At 65.2% G+C, this 672-nt stretch carries 1 protein-coding gene; it reads right to left on the bottom strand.

All coding sequences use genetic code 11. The annotated features are described in order from the left end of the window. Window positions 1–671: nucleotide sugar dehydrogenase (locus tag IE243_RS23000; RefSeq protein ID WP_191321593.1), on the bottom strand; the 671-nt coding region annotated here is incomplete at its 3' end. Window position 672 lies beyond the last annotated feature (1 nt).

The following is a 672-nucleotide window of genomic DNA, read 5'->3' as shown; positions in this document are numbered from 1 at the left end:
ATTTCGTTGATGAAGGTCACCTTCATCGCCAGAAAGGCGTTGGCGGCGTATTTCGTCAGCTCGGCCGTGCGCCGGCCGGTCATGACAAGGGGAGCCTGGTTGAGGAACAACGGCCGGTACAGGTCGCGCATCACTTCCTGGGCGCGGGCGTCCCCGGCGCCGATGACGATGCGGTCCGGCCGTTTGAAGTCCTCAATTGCGGCGCCTTCGCGCAGGAATTCGGGGTTGGAAACCACCGAGAATTCCGCCGCCGGATTGGTCTCCCGGATAATGCGCTCCACCTGGTCGCCGGTGCCGACGGGGACGGTGGATTTGTTGACCACGACGGTATAGCGGGTCAGCGCGGCGGCGATCTGCGCCGCAGCCTGATGCACATAGGTGAGATCGGCGTGGCCGTCGCCGCGACGCGAGGGCGTGCCGACGGCGATGAAGACCGCGTCCGCATCAGCCACCGCGGCGGCGAGATCCGTGGTGAAGCCAAGCCGCCCCTGGCGCATGTTGGCGGCAACCAGCTGGTCGAGACCCGGCTCATAGATCGGCAGTCTGCCGGCCCGCAGGTTGTCGATCTTCGCTGCGTCCGTGTCGACGCAGATGACCGAATGGCCGAAATCAGCAAAGCAGGTTCCGGAAACCAGGCCCACATAGCCTGCGCCGATCATCGCGACACGCATG

Origin of the sequence: Camelimonas fluminis, assembly GCF_014656355.1 — a bacterium.
GTDB lineage: Bacteria > Pseudomonadota > Alphaproteobacteria > Rhizobiales > Beijerinckiaceae > Camelimonas > Camelimonas fluminis.
This window is presented reverse-complemented; position numbering and strand designations above follow the sequence as displayed.